Here is a 17,126-nt window from a genome sequence, read left to right on the forward strand (position 1 = left end):
CCGGATCGGTGTAACTCGTGGTAGAAACAGGAAAGTAGACGGCCCAGGTTCACGGCTGTACCGGCCAGGAGGGCGGGGGACATGGCGGCGCGCGAAACCGCTGGGGTGGTCGAGATCCGGGCCGGGAGCCCGGAGGACCTCGACGCCGTCTACGACGAGGTGCGGGGCGTGCCCGGACTGCGCGCGCGGGCCGTACCCGCCGCCGGGGTGGCCGGTGAGCAGGGCTCGGTCCTGGAGTTCGTCACGGTCGCCTGCTCCGGCGGCGCGATCACCGTCCTGATGCAGATCCTCAAGTCGCTCGTGGACTCCCGCGGGCCCGGGATCACCCTGAAGTTCCGCCGCGGCGAGGACCGCCTGGAGGTCACCGCGAAGAACGCCGACGAGATCCTGCCGCTGCTGGAGAACCTGTTCGACGATGAGCCCTGATCGCTCCCGCTCGCGGGCGATCCTGATCGGGACCTCCCACCACCGCGATCCGGCCATCAGGCCGCTGCCCGCGAACACCTGCGTCAGCGCCCTGACCGACCTGCTCACCAGCGACGTGTGCGGCTGGCCGCGTGAGCGCGTCACGGCGATCGAGGACGCCGAGACACCGCGGGACGCCGTCATGGAGCTGGTCGCACAGGTACGGGACGTCACCGGCGTCCTCCTCGTCTACTACGTCGGCCACGGAATGCGCACCCGCGACGGCCAGTTGGCACTCGCCTTGACGGGTACGGTGGCCGACCCGGAGGTGCTGTCGGATTCGGCGCTGCTCTACCCGAGGCTGGCGGAGGTCCTGCGCGGATCACCCGCCGCGACCAAGCTGGTGATCCTGGATTGCTGCCACGCCGAACTCGGCCTGGACGCCGAGTTCCACTTCCAGTCCGGCACCGGCGACCTCGCGGACATCACCCCGGTGGACGGGCTGTACTTCATCGGCGCCAGTTCGCGCTACGAGAAGGCCAAGAGCCCCCTCGGCGGGCGGCTCACGCACTTCACCCACACCTTCATCGACGTGGTGAGCAACGGCATCCCCGGTAAACCCGCGGAGCTGACCCTGCGGCAGGTCTTCGTCGAGACCCGGGCCCGTCTTCTGCAGGCGCGGCTTCCCCAGCCGGTCGACGGCGGTGTACGCGACGCCTTCCAGTTCCCCTTCGCCCGCAACGCCGCCCACCGGGCGCGGACGGATCGATCCGGCGCGGACCTCGGTCCACCCGGCGATCCCGGCCCACCCGGCGACATCGGCCTCGCCTCGCCCGCCGCGCACCGGCCGAACTCGCCCGCGCCGAACGCACCGGCGGCGCCCGCGCCGAACGCTTCGGCGGCGACGTCACCGAACGCTCCGGCGGCCGGCTCGCCCACCGCACCGGGCAAGCTGCCCGGCCTCCGACGTCCCGGGCGCCGCACCCTGCTGCTGGCGGGGCTGGGGCTCACCGCCGTCGCCGCGCCGCTGAGTCTGGTCCCCCTGATGTCGTCCGGCAAGGACGCGAACGGCAAAGGGGCGGGGGCGTCCGGCAGCGCGGGCGCCGCCCCCGAACCGGTCCTGGCCGGCACGCTGCACACGTCCGGCGCGACCAACGCGGCGTTCAGCCCGGACGGCAAACGGCTGGCCCTCGGCGGCCTCGACGGCACGATCGACCTGTGGGACGTCGCCACCCGCCGGCGCGTCGCCACCCTGCCCGACTTCACCGGTCCCGCCTTTCTGGGGGTGCGCGCCGTGGCGTTCAGCCCGGACGGCGCGATCCTGGCGGGCGCGGACAGCAAGGAGCTCGGTGATGGCCCCCGGCACGACGGCGTGATCTCGTTGTGGGACACGGCCACCCGCAAACGCCGGGCCACGCTCACCGACGAGGGCGCCGTAGCGGTCGGTTCGCTCGCCTTCAGTCCCAAGGGCGCGGTCCTGGCGAGCGGCAACCGCATCGGGACGATCTCCATCTGGAGCGTCGGCGCCCACGCGAAGATCGCCACGCGGTCCAGCGCGGTGGCCGACGCCCACACGGCCACCAAGGAGGTGAACTCCATCGCCTTCAGCCCGGACGGGTCCATCCTGGCCAGCTCCACCGCCGCCGGACTGGTCGAACTCTGGGACGGCGCGACGTACACGCGGATCGCCACCCTCGCCGGCACCGAGAACGGCGTGGGCGATCTCGCCTTCAGCCCGGACGGCAAGATCCTCGCCGGAGCCACCGCCGCCAAGGCGGTCCACCTGTGGGATGTCGCGACCCACAAGGAGATCACCGGATTCACCTACACCGACGACGCGGACGAAGGCGTCGCGAGCATCATCGGCTCCCTGGCCTTCACCCCGGACGGTGCCTTCCTCATCGGCGGCACCGAGGCGGGACTGCTGCTGATCTGGAACGTGGCCACCCGCAGGATCGCCGCCCGGCTCGGCAGGTTCACCATGTCGGGCGGCGCGGACGCGGATGCGGCCTCGGACTCGATCTCCGTGGCCCTCAGTCCGGACGGGAAGACCCTGGCCGGAGTCCTCACCGGGAAGGTGAACCTGTGGACCCTGCGCTGACCGCCCTCGCCGGAGGACGGGCATGAGGCCGCTCAGGGCGCCGGACACCGGGATGATCGCCGGCTGTCGGCCGTACGCCGAACTGGGCGGCGGCGCCCTCGGGCGGGTGCTGCTGGCCGCGGCGCCGGACGGCCGCCCGGTCGCCCTCAAGCGGGTGCACGAGCACTTCCTGGACGACACCGGGTTCCGCGCCCGGCTGCGCCGGGAGGTGGACGCCGCCCGACGGGTGTCCGGCGCGCACATCGCGGTGCTGACCGACGCCGACCCGGAGGCGCCGGTGCCGTGGCTGGTCTCGGAGTTCGTGTGCGGGGTCTCGCTGCGCGAGGCGGTGGACGTCGTCGGCGGGCTCCCGGAAGAACCGGTGCTGCGGCTCGCCGCCTGCCTGGCCGACGCCCTGACCGACGTACACCGGGCCGGCCTGGTGCACCGCGGCCTCAGCCCCGGGAACATCCTGCTCACCGCCGACGGGCTCAAGGTGACCGACTCCGGCCTCGCCCGCGCCACCGACCGCGAGGGCGGCAGCGCCCTGACCCCGGCCGGCTGGCTGGCCGGGGCTGCCGGATTCATGTCCCCCGAGCAGGCCCGGGGCCACCGGGCCACGGCGCGCGGCGACGTCTTCTCGCTGGGCGCGGTGCTGGCCGCGGCGTTCCTCGGGCGGCAGCCGTTCGCCGGCCCCTCGACACCGCAGACCCTCTACAACGTGGTGCACACCGAACCGGAGCTCGACGCCGTCCCGGACCGGCTGCGCGGCATCATCGAGTCCTGCCTCGTCAAGGACCCGGTCCGGCGGCCGACACCGGGCGATCTCCTCGAGGAACTCGGCGCCCGCACCCCGTCGGAGCGCCCCTGGCCGGTCTCGGTGCACACCCTGATCGCCAGGCGCGCCGCCGACGTGACGCGGCTCATGGAGACCGCCCGGGCGGCCGTCGGCACGGACTCGGGCGGCGGCGAGGCGGACCAGGTCCGCAGCCGGACGGGCCCCGGCAGCGGCGGGGCAGCCCCGGGCGAGGCCGAGACGGCTGCGCCCGGCTCCGGAGCCGGGCGCAGCCGCGCACGAACCTGGCAGGCGGCCGGAGCCGGCGCGCTCGCCGGGCTCTCGGTGCTGATCGCCGGGCATCTGGCCTGGAGTCTGCTGACTCCCGGCCACCGTACGGACGGTGCGGCACCGTCTCCGCGCCCCTCCGCGAGCGCCGCCGCGCAGCCGCGGGCCGGCGCCTCCCGCTCCGGCACGCCGCCCGCGGCGAAGCCGCCGGTCACCCTCTTCGGCCACACCGCCTTCGTCACGAGCGTGGCATTCAGCCCGGACGGCCGCACCCTCGCCACGGGAAGCTTCGACGGCACCGCCCGGCTGTGGGACGTGGCCCACCGCCGGGCCGACGGCCGCCCGCTGATCACCAGCTCGCTGGGCATCAGCAGCGTGGCCTTCAGCCCGGACGGCCGCACCCTCGCCTCCGGCGGCGATGACGGCACCGCCCGGCTGTGGAACACCGCCGACCACCACCGGCTCGGCGCGCCGCTGAGAATCGGCTCCGACGCCGTGAACAGCGTGGCGTTCAGCCCGGACGGCCGCGTCCTGGCCACCGGAGGCGACCACGGCGACCTGCGGCTGTGGGACGTGGCCCGCGGGCGGCAGCTCGGCCGGTCCTTCCAGCGCTACCCGGACTCCACGATCAACGCGGTCGCGTTCAGCCCCGATGGCCGCATCCTGGCCACCGGCGACAGCAACGGACGGCTGCGGCTGTGGGACGTGGCCAGCCACCGCCAACTGGGTCTGCCACTGGGTAAGTTCCTCAGCGTGAACGCCCTGGCGTTCAGCCCGGATGGCCGCACGCTCGCCGCCGCCTACTGGGGCCGCGCCACGCGGCTGTGGGACGTGGCCGGTCACCGGCAGCTCGCCGAACTCAAGGACACCGGCATCGTCTTCTCTCTGGCGTTCAGCCCGGACGGCCGGACCCTGGCCACGGCCGACACCGACCAGCTGCGGTTGTGGGACGTCAGGCGTCACCGCACGCTCGGCCGGATCCGCAGCGGCGCCGTCGCGAGCCCCGGCTGCGTGGCGTTCAGCCCGGACGGCCGCCTGGTGGCCACGGGAAGCGGCGGCGACGACGGTGCCGTGCAGCTGTGGGACGTCAACGCCTTCCGCTGACCGCCCCGCCGCGTGGGCCCCGGTCCCCGTGCGTGACGGGAGCCGGGGCCTTCGGGTGTTCAGTGGGTTCAGTCAAGAGGGCCGTAGAGCACGTTGCCGGGGGCATCGGGGTCGGTGCTGGTGTAGTACTGGTGCATGGCGGTGAGGAGTTCCTCGACGCTCAGCTTGCCGCTGCCGTCGGCGTCCAGGGCCTGGAAGGCGGCGGCGCGGTTCTCGGGCGCGGTGCGGAAGACCCGCTGCCAGGCTTGGAACTCCTTCTCGTCGACCTCTCCGTCGCCGTCGGTGTCGAGGAGACCGCAGACCGCTTCGATCAGCGGGCGGAACGCCTGGTCGAAGCCTTCTGTGGAGGTGATGAAGGCTCCCTTCATGCCGGTGCGGTACTCCGCCGGGGTGATGCGCTTGTCGCCGTCGGCGTCAGCGGCGGCGGAGACCGCGTCCCAGAACCGCACCATGCCGTCCATCAGCGCGGTGCCTTTGGGGGACGTGGGCGACTCGCCGAATTCGTCGAGCAGCCGCGCCCCCAGAGTGAACAGGTCCTCGCGGTCGATCGACCCGTTTTTGTCGGCGTCGATGTGCCCGAAGCACACGTCGATCTTGCTGTTGAGCAGGGCGTCCTGGGCCTGTGTGGTCATCTGCCGGCTCACTCCTCGCTGTTGTTGCCACTGGTGTTCCTTGTGTTCTCCGGACGTCGGGCTGTGTCCGGAAGCCTCGTGGGTATCGACCGCCGCCATGTGGTCGAACAGGCTCGGGTCGGTCGGATCAGGGGCCACGCTGATGCCCTGCAGCCGTGTGGTGCGGACGAAGGCGAGGTTGGCCTCGCCGAACACGCCGCCGCTGACTCCTGTGCCGCCGACCGTCGGCAGCACGGGAAGGCAGCCGATGTGGCTGTCGTTGACCTTGAGCACGCCACCGTTGGAGACCTCGTCGCAGAACCGGTCGATGACGTGGGCGTCGCGCGTCCACAGCGAATTGCGCAAGCCGTAGCGGTTGTTGTCGACGAAGGCGAGGACGTCGTCGAGCATCCGGTCATCCGGAGCGTCCTCGGGCACGACGACGCACATCAGCGGGAAGAAGGTCTCCTCGCGGACCGCCCGCATCCGATGTGCCGCCGCGAGCCCGTGCACGCGCAGCAGGACGGGCCGGACGAAGGGCCCTCTGGCGGTGGGCTTGTCGTGGACGTCGACGAGTTCACCGCCGCAGATCTGCTGGGCTCCCAGAGCGACGGCCTCCTGCAGAACGTCGAGGCATTCCGCCCGTTTGACGACCGGGCTGAGCACCACATCCGGATCCTCCGGCGGGCCCACCCGCATGTCGGCCACCTGGCGGTGCAGCAGGCTGGTGAACCGGTCGGCGACGGCCGGATGGACGAGGGCGAATTTGGGCGCGATGCACAGCTGGCCCGAGCCGTAGTAGCGTTCGGCGGCCGCCCTCGCGGCCGGTTCGAGATCGGCGTCGCGCCACACGACCATGGCGTCGTTGCCGGACAGCTCCAGAATCGGTCGCTTGCCGTGCTCCAGACAGGACACCGCCAGCCGCGAGCCGTGGTGGGCCGGACCGTAGTAGAAGACGTCGTCGCACTCCTCGGACTCCAGCCACGTCCGCAGCGTCGGGCGGGACGGTCCGCACAGCATGCTGAGCGTGCCCGGCGGCGCACCGTACTCGGCGAGCAGCGGCGCCACCAGCTCGTGGTAGACGAACGCGACCCCCAGCGGGCCGCTGGGCGGGGCGTTGACGACCAGGGAGTTGCCCGCGGCGAGCACCGGGATGCCGAGCACGGACGAGAGCACCGCCGCGTTGCGCGCGGGATTGAGACACACCACCCCGTCGGGCTTGCGTACCAGCCGCACCAGCCGCCCGGACTGCTCCGTTCGCCACTCCAGCGTCTGCCGGGCGTGTGCGAGGGTGCTCGGGTGCGTCATGGCCAGCATCGTCGCCAGCTCCCAGCGCGCGACCCGGACCGGATGCCCCTCGGCCACCAGGATGCCCACCAGTTCCTCGGCGCGTTCACGCATCACCTGGTGGAACGCACCGGCGAAGGCCAACCGCCGCTCCAGGGGCACCCGCATCCACCCGGGCTGGGCCCGCCGGGCCAGGCGCAGGGCGGTGTGCGACTGCTCCTGGGTCGATTGGGCAACCCGTCCCGCCAACCGGGGATCGGCAAGGTCGGAGGTGTCGCCCCTGCCGTAGTCCAGCCGCGCCTTCAGAGCCATCGTGTCGTACTGGTCATGGAGCACCGCGCCGACCCGGGGCCAGTGGAACCAGCCCTCACCCGGCTGCGGCTCACCGCCGACGAGCACCGCATAGGAGTTACGCACAGTGAGAGAACTGCGCACAGGAAGCTACACAATGCGCGGAACTATCAACTTCCCCTCTGAAGAGTGGACTTGCTGATTGGCTGATTCCGGGATTGCGCCTGACCAGAACATGGATGTGGAACGGGCGAGACCGCCGGCGGCGAACGCCGGATCCGGGCCGCCCCGGTCCGGCCGCCGCGCACGGCTACGCCTCCGCGCCGGGCACCTCGCGTGGTTCGAGCGGGCGCACCGCCGGGCCGTGCAGCACCGAGCCGTCGGTGGCGAAGCGGGAGCCGTGGCAGGGGCACTCCCACACCTTCTCGGCATCGTCGAAGTGCACCAGGCAGCCCAGATGCGTGCACCGCGCCGAGACGGCACATACCGCCCCCGAGGGATCGCGGTAGACCGCGCACCGGCGACCGCCGACCCGCACCACCGCGCCCTCGCCGGGCGCGAGGTCGGTGACCGCGTCGACATGGGTGGTGCGCAGCCGGTCCGCCACGAAGTGCCGGGCCACGTGCATCTGCTCCCTGACCAGCGTCCCGGTGTCCCGCAGCGGCGGCAGCCGGCGCGGGTCGAAAAGCTGCGCCCAGTCGGGCCGGGGGCCGCCGGTGACGCGGGCGGCGAGCAGCCGGCCGGCCATCACCCCGTTGGTCATCCCCCAGCCACCGAAGCCGGTGGCCACGTAGACGTGCTGGGTGCCCGGATGGGCGGGTCCCACGTACGGCAGGCGGTCATCGGAGTCGTTGTCCTGCGCGGCCCAGCCGTAGCGGACCGCGGAGTCGGCGAACCCGGGGAGACGGGCCTCCGCCCAGCCGCGGAGCCGGTCGAACCGCCCGGCCACGTCCTCCGCGCCGGGCTCGAAGGACTCCCCGGTCACGATCACCAGCCGCTCCGCCCCGCCGAGGGGAGCGGTGCGCACCGAGCGGGTCCGCTCCTCCGGGCTGAGGTACATGCCCCGCGGCGCCCGGTCCGCGGGGACCGCGGCGGCGACCACCAGCTCCCTGCGCGGGGACAACCGGGTGAACAGCAGGGACCGGTCGAAGACGGGGTAGTGGGTGGCGATGACGGCGTCCCGCGCCCGGACCACGGCGCCGCTCTCCGTAGTGAGAAGGCACCGCGCGCCGTCGTGCAGCCGGACCACCCGGGTACGTTCGTGGATGCGGCCCCCGGCCGCGACGAACCGGTCGGCGAGCCCCAGCAGGAACTTCCGCGGGTGGAACTGCAGTTGCCCCGGTACGCGCACGGCGGCGGCCACCGGGAACGGCAGATCCGTATCGGTGACCAGCGAGGCGTCCAGCCCCGCCTCCCGCGCGGCCTGCGCCTCCTGCTCGATCCTCGGCCCGTACTCGGCCGTCTCCGCATAGGTCCACGCGTCCGCCCGCTCCAGCTCGGCGTCGATGCCCAGACCGGCGCAGAGCTCGGCGGTGTGCTCGACCGCGTCGAGTTGCGAGCGCGCGTACAGGGCGGCGGCGTCAGCCCCCTGTGCCGCCCGCAGCTTCGCGTAGCACAGCCCCTGCAAGGCGGAGACCTTGGCGGTGGTGTAGCCGGTGACACCGGCCGCGATCCGGTCGGCTTCCAGGACGACGACGCTCAGGCCCGCCCGCACGAGCTCCCACGCGGTGCACAGCCCGGCGATGCCGCCACCGACGACCGCGACATCCGCCTCGGTCTCGGCCTCGGTCGTCTCGGTCTCGGTATCGGTATCGGCATCGAGCGAGGGGTACGCGGTGCTGGGCGTCGAATGCATCCAGTACGACTCATGTGTCATACGAGGGTCTGTCGGCATGCCCCTCCACCTTCCCGGCGCGCGGCACCAACCAACACAAGGAGGCTGGAAGTACGCCGGGATGCGGCCGGTCGGAGCAATGCCCCCTGACAAACAGGGCGACCGTCAGGCTCCGCCGCGACGGCGGCCGGCAGGTCCCGGTGGGCCCGCACCGGGCTCAGGGCCAGGATCAGCCAGCACGGCGCGAGCAGACCGGCCATGATCCACACGGTGGGGCGGAGGCCGAGGAGGTCTGTCAGCCTGCGATGCGCGGCTGAAACCGATTTAGGGGTGCTCGGGACGGCGGACGTCGGGCAATGCCGGAAACCGCTCAGTCACCTCCCTGTCCGGCTGACCGCCCACCGGTCCGCGGAGGCGCCGGACGCCCGCCTCGATACGGCCTCAGGAGCGCGGGCCCCGCGGCCAGCAGGAGGGCGAGGGCGGCGTATCCGTAGGTGAGTGTGGCCGCGGTGGCGACGGCGGCGACGAGGAGCGGGCCGCCGGCGTCGCCGAGTTCGCGACCGACCTCGGCCGAACCCATGGTCTGGCCGAGCCGTTCGGCGGGCGCGGAGGTGGCGAGGGCGGCGAAGCCGAGCGGAGTGACCAGGCCGGTGCCGGTACCGATCAGAACGGCGGCCGACAACAACCCGGCCAGCCCGGGGAGCATGGCGCAGGCCAGGCCGGCGGCCGTGACGGTGAGGCCGGTGGTGAGGCCGGCACGGATGGTGATGCGGCCGTTGTCCAGGGCGCGTCCGGCTCGGGGCTGGACCAAGGCCGAACAGGCTGCCAGAGCGGAGACGGCGGCGCCGGTGGCCACCGTGCCCAGCCCGGCGCCGGCACCGGAGACGGGAAGAAAACCGACGCCGACGGAGAGGGCGGCGGTGGCGCCGGCGAGGGCGGCGGTGGGCTGCCAGAAGGAGGGCTGGGCCAGGCGGCGGACGAGGCTGAGGACCGTCTGGCGAGACCGGGCCGGCGGTGCCACGTGCGGCACCGCGAGCGCTGCCCACAGCGCCACGACGGCGGCGAGGACCACGAGGACGGTGAACAGCAGCCGCAGCCCGCCGGCCCACACGAGCACGCCGCCGAGCAGCGGGCCCAGGGTGTAGCCGATCGACTTGTAGAAGCCGTAGCCGCCGAACGCGCGGCCGTGTCCGGCGACCGGGTTGAGGCGGGCGACCAGGGCGGAGGCCGAAGGAGAGAACGCGGAGGCCGCGGCGCCCTGGCCCAGGCGCGCTGCCCACAGCCAGCCGGGGCTGCCGGCGACCGCGTAGAGCGCGGAGGCCGCGGCGAAGGCGACCAGCCCGCCCAGCAGCACCGGACGCGCGCCGACCCGGTCGGCGAGGCTGCCGAAGAGGGGCTTGAGAAGCACCTCGGCGCCGTCGTAGAGGGCGAGGATTCCGCCGAGGACGATCAAGGAGGTGACCGCGTCGGGGGAGCGGCCGCCGAGACTGGCGGCGACGGCGTGCGCGCCGAAAGCGGTGGTGAACCCGACGGCATACAGCGGCCACATCTGCCGGGCGGGCGCGGCTGGTGCGGGAGCGGTGGTCACTGCTCCTCCTGCGGGGCTTGCTGCAGGTCGGCGGCAATTCTGGCGGTGATGACTATAGCGTCCCGGTTTGGTCAATTTTATGCCGGAAAGGACGGGCGCTTGACTGGGGGTCAAGGGGTCGCGGGTTCAAAGCCCGTCGTCCCGACGGTGTGGGGAGACCCCCTGAGGCTGTTCCCTTGAGGGTCTGCGTATGGAGGTGGGCCGGGCAGTCGGAAGCCGCAGCGCCGCGCACGGTCCGTAGTCGGAGGCAAGCAGTGAGTTGCGCGCCGGTGGCCTTCCATTCACCACCGGCGTAGGGGAGATGCGTCCGTGGCCGGCGGAGGGGAGATGGTGATCGCCATGTGTTTGCGCAGGTCAGTCGCGGTATTGGCGAGGCAGGGAGCCTCGCCGGGAAACCCGCGCCAGAATGGGGGCATGCCCGCTCTGGAGACCACCCCGAAGATCCGTGCCCGGATGAGCAGCCAGCGCAGCCGCGACACGGGCATCGAGATCGCCCTCCGGAGAACCCTGCACGCCGCCGGACTGCGCTACCGGGTCCACCGCAAGCCGCTCAAGGGCGTTCGTCGCGAGGCCGACATCCTCTTCGGGCCGGCTCGCGTCGCGGTCTTCGTCGACGGCTGCTTCTGGCACGGCTGCCCCGAGCATGCGACGTGGCCGAAGAACAACTCAGGGTTCTGGCGGGAGAAGATCGAGAAGAACCGGGCCCGGGACGGTGACACCGACGCCCGCCTTGCCGAGGCCGGCTGGGTCTCGGTCCGGGTCTGGGAACACGAGAGCGCGGTGGAGGCCGCCGAACGGATCGCTGCCCTGGTCCGGGATCGGCGGTCGGCACAGTCCGGGCGGGCCGTGGCGGAAGAGTCGACTACGTACGTCGCACCGAACATCGCAGGCTAGACTTCCGCCACATGACCAGGCCGGACCCAGTTGCTCGATTCCTTGAGAATCCCTTTGTTCTGGACCTCTTTGCCGGTCCGGGCGGTCTTGACGTAGCCGCGCACATGCTCGGCGTTGCCTCGCTCGGGATCGAGTGGGACAAGGACGCTTGTGAGACGCGTTACAAGGCCGGACTCCGGACCTGGCATGCGGATGTCAGTGCCGTGCGCCGGGACAGGTTCGAGGAACTGCCCGAGGAACTGAACGTGCTGGCCGGCGGTCCACCGTGCCAGACGTACTCGGTGGCCGGCAACGGCGCGGGGCGCAAGGCCCTCAACGAGGTCGAGGACCTCGTTCACGCATTGATGGACGGTGCGGACGAGGACGAGATCGACGGCCGGCTGGACAAGCCGGGCGGCGACCCCAGGACCGCTCTGGTCCTGGAACCCCTCCGGTACGCGATCAAGGCTCTCGGCTCCGAGACACGGGCGGGGCGACCGTTCGACGTGATCGTCTTGGAGCAGGTGCCCCAGGTCAAGGCTCTCTGGAAGGTCTACAAGAACGCCCTGGAGAGGGGCCTGCCCCGTGAGGGTGGGCCGAGAGTGCGGTACGAGGTCGCCGAAGTCACGACTCTGCACACCGAGGCGTACGGCGTCCCTCAGACTCGCCGCCGTACGATCCTGATCGCGCGGCTCGCCGAGCACGGTACCCCTCCCCTTCCCGGCCCCACTCACCACACCTACAACCCGCACAAGCCGAAGCAGGGTGGCCCCGAGGACGAGAAGGCGGTGGCACAGGCCGTCGCCGTGCAGACCGCGCTTCCCATCGGGGCAACCGAGGCGCCGCCCAGGCCCTGGGTGTCGATGTGGGAAGTGCTCAAGAAGACGGAGCAGCGGCCCGAGGGCAGGCAGTCCTCCTTCGAGATCGTGTCGAACTACGGCAGTGGCGGTGACCCCAAGAAGCGGGGCATCCGTACGGACCGCCAACCGTCTTTCACCGTGACAGGGAAGGTCTCCCGTAATGCCGTACGGCACCCGGACGGCACCCCGCACACCCCGGATCGCCTGACCATCCCCGAGGCCGGCATCCTGCAGACGTTTCCGCCCGACTACCCCTGGTCGGGGGGCGATCAGTCGCAGCAGGTGGGCAATGCCGTGCCCCCGCTCTTCGGGATGCACGTGCTCGCGGCGGCACTGGCTCTGCCGCTCCCGGCGGAGGAAAGGCTGCGGGAGAACTGGCCCGAGGCCGCCGAGGAGGATCGCGCGACTCTCCGCAAGGAGGGTTGCGGGGATTCGGACGGTTGCGGTCCCAACTGCCCGGACCCCGCGGATCAGTCCTTTCCCTCGTCCGCTTCCGAGGCGTCCCGTCCCCGGACCGGCGCGTCCGCGAAGAGGTCGGCGAAGTAGTCCACCAGCGTGCTCACGGAGACTTCCGGCGCCGGTTCCTCGTCAGGGCCGGTCGGCAGAGTGTTCCGTGACACCTGGCGGGCTGTCTCGGCCTCGTCGATCCAGGCGAGCAGCGAGCGGGACTCGCGCTCGGCGTCGGGGGCGATCACGTCGTACATCAGCGTGGCGGCGGAGGCATTGACGGCTGCGATCAGGCCGTTGACCTCACGACCGGTGCTGATCACGCCTTTCGCGACCAGCCGGACGATCGCTTGAGCGATGGGCCGGTGGTTGATCACGGACATGCGCAGAACGCTGTTGAGGATGTCCTGGTTGCCGCAGGCCGTGACGACGGGGGTGTAGTCCGAGCCGTCACGGAAGAGCTCCGCCGCCCACCAGAGGCGGGCGAAGGCCTGCTTGTGGTATTGCCCCCTGAACCGTTCGGTCGCCACCTTTTCGACCTTGCCGTCCTTGGGTTTCGACAGATGCCGCCAGACCACGTAGTCGGGGGCGACACCGAGAGCAAGGTAGTTCCAGAGAGCAGGGTCGGCCGCCTCGCGACGGGTGAGCCGGAGGGCCGCGTGCAGGCGAGGAGCGAGCCAGGAGTCGGCCTGGGTGGCCTTGAGCCCGCTGGTTCGGCAGTAGGCCATGGCGTCCTCGGCCAGGTCCCGGACGGGCTGTAGATCACCACGACGGTCGGTGTGCGGCAGCGGTTCGGTGAGCTGGTTCAGCCTGATGCCCGGCACGTCCTCGCGGCCGGTGAGGAGTCCTTCGGTGAGGAATTCCGCCGCCTCGGCGTTGGGGAGCAGCGCGAGACGCTCCGGGAGGTGGCTGGGCCGATCGGTCATGCGTCTTCCCCCTGCGTGAGTCGTTCCAGGTCGCGAATGGTGGTGGAGAGCGTCCTGGGGACGCCCGCACGTCGGGAGGCGGCGAAGTGGATGCGAGGCTGGAGCTCTCCCCAACCGGCGGCGGAGGCTCCGGTGCGGGCCGCGTGGACCTCGCGCAGGGCGTCCTCCGGCTCACGATCGGGGTACATGTCGGGCAGCATCTCCCGGAGTACCTCGCCCTGCCAGCCGTGCGGAAACAGTGGTGCGCCGTCCTCCTCGATCTCCAGGTCGCCGACCGCGGAGTGGAAGACGGCTGTCCAGACCTCGGAGCACATCTGGGCGAGCAGGAGTTCTCGGACGGTCTTCTCCACGCCGTTGCCGCCGTCCACGCCGACGAGGTCGCCGAGCCCGTCGAAGTCGGTGTTGACGCGTACGACAGGGATCCGGCCGGTGGTCTCGACCAGCCAGGGCGAGTCCTTGAAGCGCTGGAGCCGGCTCGCGCCGGAGCCGAAGCCGACCATCTTCACGTCGAGTTCGCGGGCGAGCGAGGGCGCGGCCTCGATGACGTCGACGAACCACTCCACGTCGGAGGTGGCGATCACGCGGTCGGGGACGCCGTCCACGGTGGCGACGACGTGGACGGTGATGGACGCACGGTCGAAGAGATCGCAGCGGTGGAGGTGCAGCTCGGCGGCCCGTTCGCGGCCGTCGTCGGAGACCGGGGACAACTCCACGGTCGTGCGGGTGTTGGTGGCGCGTTCGGCGAGCACGGCGACCACCTTGACGTCCTGCCAAGGCCCTGTGGGATCCACTGCCTTGGCCGGGAGGCCGGCGGAGAGACGAAGTCGGGCCCGGCTCCAGTCGGGGCGGTCCTCGTCCGGCCCGAGGGCCACGACGCGCTCGACGGTGGAGACGTACTTGCTCTCCACGTCCTCCCAGGGCTCGCCCTCCGTCTTGAGCTGGGCCCTCTCGACGCGCCAGGACACCTTCCCGGTGAGCCGCCGGTAGGGGTAGATTTTCACGCCTGCTCCCCCTTTCCGATGCGGATTTCGATGACGAGGCCGGTGAGTTGGGCCCGGACCGGGTGGCGGGATACGTCGGTGACGCCCCGGAAGACGGCCTTGCGGTTGCCCGGAATCAGGTGCAGGGCTCCGTCGAGGATTTCGCAGCCGCTGACGGCGACAAGGTCCTTCCAGGGCGCGGCGGGGCGGGGGCCGGAGTGCACGTCGAACTTGGCGACCGGCGTGACGGGCCGGTCCGTGTCGACGCCCGGCGACACCCGCAGGTCGACGGTGACCGACCATGCCCCGGTCTCGTCGATCAGCGCGTCCACGTTGTCCAGCTCGGGCAGGATCGATGCCCCGGTGGGGCGTGTCTTCTTCGCACCGCCGCCCACCTTGAGGCGGCCGGCGATCTTGGCTTCTCCACCGCTTCGGCGCTTGGCCCGAGGTACCGCGACCAGGTCGCGCACCGAATTGTTGGCAGCGGTGGTCAGCGCGGCAATGCGTCGGTGGGCCGAGGGCGAGTAGGCGAGTCGAAGTTCCTCGGTCTGCCCCCACTTGTTGTGCTCGGGCGGTTCGGAGGCGCGGAGGAACTCCTCGGCGGCCTCGGCCCCGGGAGCATCCTGACCCGCCGCCCGGCCGGCGAGGAGGATGGCCTGGAAGGGGTTGGTGCCGATCGGGACGTTGGTGACAGCGCTGTCCTTGACGGTCATGCGGTTGCCTCGCATGGAGACCAGCCGGTTGGCGCGGACATCGGCATCCTCGGCGTGGGTGACCAGGAGCACCGCGTCGTGGGGCACACCGCCGCGTACCTGGCCGCCGTGCAAGGGAACGTTCAGTGGCACGATGGCCCGGGCGACCTGACCGGGGGCGGTGAGGCGGTCGACGGTCTCGCCCTCGAGAAAGGCGCGCAGGGCGCGAGTGCGGGAGGGCTGGGTGACCGCCGGGTCCACGCGCTCTTCGGCGATGAGGACCTCGCCGTTGCGGTAGGTGCGGACGGAGGCCTCCAGGTGGGGCTTCTGGTCGCCGCCACCGGTCATCGCGGCCCAGAAGTTGCGGCCGAGCGCGTCGACGAGTCGGGAGTGCATCCGGTGGACGGAGTCGTCGTCCTCGGTGTTCTCCTCCTCGTCGGAGGTGCCGTTGACGGGCGCCAGGCTGGCGACGTCGTGAGCGCCGACGATGAGGAAGGAGGTGCCGGGGGCCGCGCTCTCGCGAGTGAGGTGAAGCTTTTCGACGGTCTCCTGGTCGGCCCACCAGGAGCGGGCCACGTCAGTGGACTTGGCGTCCGGGTCGGGACGTCCGAACCAGGCCGGGCCCGCGAATTCCCGGCCCTCGACCTCGCGCCAGGGGAGGTCGAGCCGGCCGATCAGACGACGCTCGGTGCGACCCTCATGGGGTTCGGAGAGGGTGGAGTTGATCAGTACGAGGCCCAGTCGGCTGGTGGCCCAGAGGGTGGCCTTGCCCAAGCCGTAGGAGCCGCCTGCCCCGAGGTCCTTCTTCTGGCTGTCGAGCTGTCGGCGGACGACGGCGGCGAAGAGTCCGTTGTCGTAGTCGCCGCCGGTCAGGCCGGTGGCGTTGTAGTCGTCGACGCGGAGCAGCACCAGGCGGTCGTGCTGGTACATGTCACGCAGTCCGGCCGCGACGGTGCGGGAGACCTTGCCCTGCTTCCCGTTGTCGGCGGTGAGCGCCTCGTAGTGCGGGAGCAGCCCCTCCCAGTCGATGGCCTCCCGGAAGCGGGCGAGGGCCTCGCCGGTGAGTTCGTGCAGGGTGTAGCGGACCCGTACGGGCTCGGCGGGGTCGAGACGCGCATCGAGGCTGTTCTGGGTGGCCTCGCGGGCGAGGACCGAGACATCGGCTTCGAAGGCGAACGCGGCCGCGTTGCCGTACTCACGGCCGCCGTCGGCGTGGGCCGGGCGGTGGTACCAGGAGACGGGCAGCCCTGCTTGGGCGTCGGTGCTGCGGGTGTGGATGGTCTCCAGATCGGTCCGGAGAACCTCGGCGATCCGCCGGATGGTCTCGTCCCGGGGGACCGAGCGGCCTACGATCCAGGCCGACACGGCGGCTCGGGTCATGCCCAGCTCTTCCGCCAGATCGGTCTGGCTCTTCCTGGCGTTCTTGAGCTGACGCGCCAGCCAGGGGCCGAAGTCCTCAGCCGCCTTCACATCTCCACCTGCTTCCACTCGGTCGCCTGGGTGAGAGCCACCGTACCGCACCGCTGTTGACGGCGCGGTGGTTTGTCAAAGGCTCTTTGACAAACGAGGTTTCCTGCTCGAACGAGTCGTGAGAGCGTTCAAAAATGGAACCTGGGATTCGTCCTGTTCGTGCCGAAATTCCGGGAAAGTTCTGCAGTATTGCCTGTTGGGGTCGGTGCGCGAACGGCCTTGCAGAGCGCGGGAGTTCATGGTTGAGTTCGAGCTCGGCCGCCCCGGAAGCAACAGGGGCAACGAACGCCTCCCAGGCCACAGCCATGCCTTCGTCCTGCCCGTGGTGGACGGCGAGGAGCCGGGGAGCACAAACACCGGGCCCACCCGCGGTGCGGCCCGTGTCCTCTGCACGACGTACCACCTCGCATCATTCCCTCGTGAACGTTTCCCACGAAAGCGAAAGCGCAGGTACCTCTCGGTGTCCCTGACGAAGTCCCCGTTCGATCACATGCGCACCGTCGTCACGCTCTACAACCGGCTTGCCGACGACCCCCAGGTCGAGGAGGCCCTCCTCGGCCTCGCCGACAGCATCGAACGAAGCCTCCCCCTGTCCACCCCTTCGTCCTGAAGTGG

12 protein-coding genes are annotated in these 17,126 nt (G+C 71.4%); 6 read left to right on the forward strand and 6 right to left on the reverse strand.

The genetic code is table 11. The features are described 5' to 3' along the window. The first annotated feature begins 81 nt into the window (after window positions 1-81). From AC4BDD_RS25885 to AC4BDD_RS25895, 3 genes are read left to right on the forward strand one after another with little or no spacing between them, the layout of a single operon-like run. A complete protein-coding gene (locus tag AC4BDD_RS25885) occupies window positions 82-426 on the forward strand; it encodes an effector-associated constant component EACC1 (protein ID WP_490687856.1) in 345 nt (114 codons plus the stop codon). Then, window positions 416-2,506: a caspase, EACC1-associated type gene (locus AC4BDD_RS25890; RefSeq protein WP_490687857.1), complete on the forward strand. Its 2,091-nt coding sequence runs from the start codon at window positions 416-418 to the stop codon at window positions 2,504-2,506. Before AC4BDD_RS25885 ends, AC4BDD_RS25890 begins: the two co-directional genes overlap by 11 nt. 22 nt (window positions 2,507-2,528) lie before the next feature. Then, window positions 2,529-4,652 (forward strand): WD40 repeat domain-containing serine/threonine protein kinase, encoded by a 2,124-nt coding sequence (locus AC4BDD_RS25895; protein WP_490687858.1) that lies wholly within the window; start codon window positions 2,529-2,531, stop codon window positions 4,650-4,652. Between the two features lie 68 nt (window positions 4,653-4,720). On the opposite strand, the gene AC4BDD_RS25900 is transcribed toward AC4BDD_RS25895, so the two are convergent. The 3 genes from AC4BDD_RS25900 to AC4BDD_RS25910 form a co-directional block, all read right to left on the reverse strand. Next, window positions 4,721-6,967: an aldehyde dehydrogenase family protein gene (locus AC4BDD_RS25900; protein WP_490687859.1), complete on the reverse strand. Its 2,247-nt coding sequence runs from the start codon at window positions 6,965-6,967 to the stop codon at window positions 4,721-4,723. Between the two features lie 184 nt (window positions 6,968-7,151). Next, window positions 7,152-8,717, reverse strand: a complete 1,566-nt coding sequence (locus tag AC4BDD_RS25905) for an FAD-dependent oxidoreductase (RefSeq protein WP_490687860.1) — start codon at window positions 8,715-8,717, stop codon at window positions 7,152-7,154. Window positions 8,718-9,045: 328 nt separating this feature from the next. After that, window positions 9,046-10,224 (reverse strand): MFS transporter, encoded by a 1,179-nt coding sequence (locus AC4BDD_RS25910; RefSeq protein ID WP_490691937.1) that lies wholly within the window; start codon window positions 10,222-10,224, stop codon window positions 9,046-9,048. Between the two features lie 453 nt (window positions 10,225-10,677). Between AC4BDD_RS25910 and AC4BDD_RS25915 the strand changes: the two genes are divergently transcribed. Then, window positions 10,678-11,157: a very short patch repair endonuclease gene (locus AC4BDD_RS25915; protein WP_490687861.1), complete on the forward strand. Its 480-nt coding sequence runs from the start codon at window positions 10,678-10,680 to the stop codon at window positions 11,155-11,157. Between the two features lie 11 nt (window positions 11,158-11,168). Beyond that, complete coding sequence (locus tag AC4BDD_RS25920) at window positions 11,169-12,542, forward strand: DNA cytosine methyltransferase (RefSeq protein WP_490687862.1); 1,374 nt, start codon at window positions 11,169-11,171, stop codon at window positions 12,540-12,542. Here the strand turns inward: AC4BDD_RS25920 and AC4BDD_RS25925 are convergent. Genes AC4BDD_RS25925 through AC4BDD_RS25935 form a run of 3 tightly spaced genes read right to left on the reverse strand, consistent with a single transcriptional unit; the run spans window position 12,467 to window position 16,511 of the window. Further along, window positions 12,467-13,369: a DUF6339 family protein gene (locus AC4BDD_RS25925; RefSeq protein ID WP_490687863.1), complete on the reverse strand. Its 903-nt coding sequence runs from the start codon at window positions 13,367-13,369 to the stop codon at window positions 12,467-12,469. The genes AC4BDD_RS25920 and AC4BDD_RS25925 overlap by 76 nt on opposite strands. Further along, window positions 13,366-14,370 (reverse strand): hypothetical protein, encoded by a 1,005-nt coding sequence (locus AC4BDD_RS25930; protein WP_490687864.1) that lies wholly within the window; start codon window positions 14,368-14,370, stop codon window positions 13,366-13,368. Before AC4BDD_RS25930 ends, AC4BDD_RS25925 begins: the two co-directional genes overlap by 4 nt. Then, window positions 14,367-16,511, reverse strand: coding sequence for a helix-turn-helix domain-containing protein (locus AC4BDD_RS25935; protein WP_490687865.1), 2,145 nt, complete (start codon window positions 16,509-16,511; stop codon window positions 14,367-14,369). The genes AC4BDD_RS25930 and AC4BDD_RS25935 overlap by 4 nt, the downstream gene beginning before the upstream one ends. 460 nt (window positions 16,512-16,971) lie before the next feature. Between AC4BDD_RS25935 and AC4BDD_RS25940 the strand changes: the two genes are divergently transcribed. Then, a complete protein-coding gene (locus AC4BDD_RS25940; protein WP_490687866.1) occupies window positions 16,972-17,121 on the forward strand; it encodes a hypothetical protein in 150 nt (49 codons plus the stop codon). Window positions 17,122-17,126: the final 5 nt, after the last annotated feature.

This window comes from Streptomyces sp. JLBT605, from assembly GCF_058215555.1.

What these genes read in the sequence shown, in the direction of transcription:
- AC4BDD_RS25895 (WP_490687858.1), top strand. Translation starts at nt 2,529, where the DNA reads ATGAGGCCGCTCAGGGCGCCGGACACCGGGATGATCGCCGGCTGTCGG.
- AC4BDD_RS25885 (WP_490687856.1), top strand. Translation starts at nt 82, where the DNA reads ATGGCGGCGCGCGAAACCGCTGGGGTGGTCGAGATCCGGGCCGGGAGC.
- AC4BDD_RS25905 (WP_490687860.1), bottom strand. Translation starts at nt 8,717, where the DNA reads ATGACACATGAGTCGTACTGGATGCATTCGACGCCCAGCACCGCGTAC.
- AC4BDD_RS25925 (WP_490687863.1), bottom strand. Translation starts at nt 13,369, where the DNA reads ATGACCGATCGGCCCAGCCACCTCCCGGAGCGTCTCGCGCTGCTCCCC.
- AC4BDD_RS25915 (WP_490687861.1), top strand. Translation starts at nt 10,678, where the DNA reads ATGCCCGCTCTGGAGACCACCCCGAAGATCCGTGCCCGGATGAGCAGC.
- AC4BDD_RS25920 (WP_490687862.1), top strand. Translation starts at nt 11,169, where the DNA reads ATGACCAGGCCGGACCCAGTTGCTCGATTCCTTGAGAATCCCTTTGTT.
- AC4BDD_RS25910 (WP_490691937.1), bottom strand. Translation starts at nt 10,224, where the DNA reads ATGTGGCCGCTGTATGCCGTCGGGTTCACCACCGCTTTCGGCGCGCAC.
- AC4BDD_RS25890 (WP_490687857.1), top strand. Translation starts at nt 416, where the DNA reads ATGAGCCCTGATCGCTCCCGCTCGCGGGCGATCCTGATCGGGACCTCC.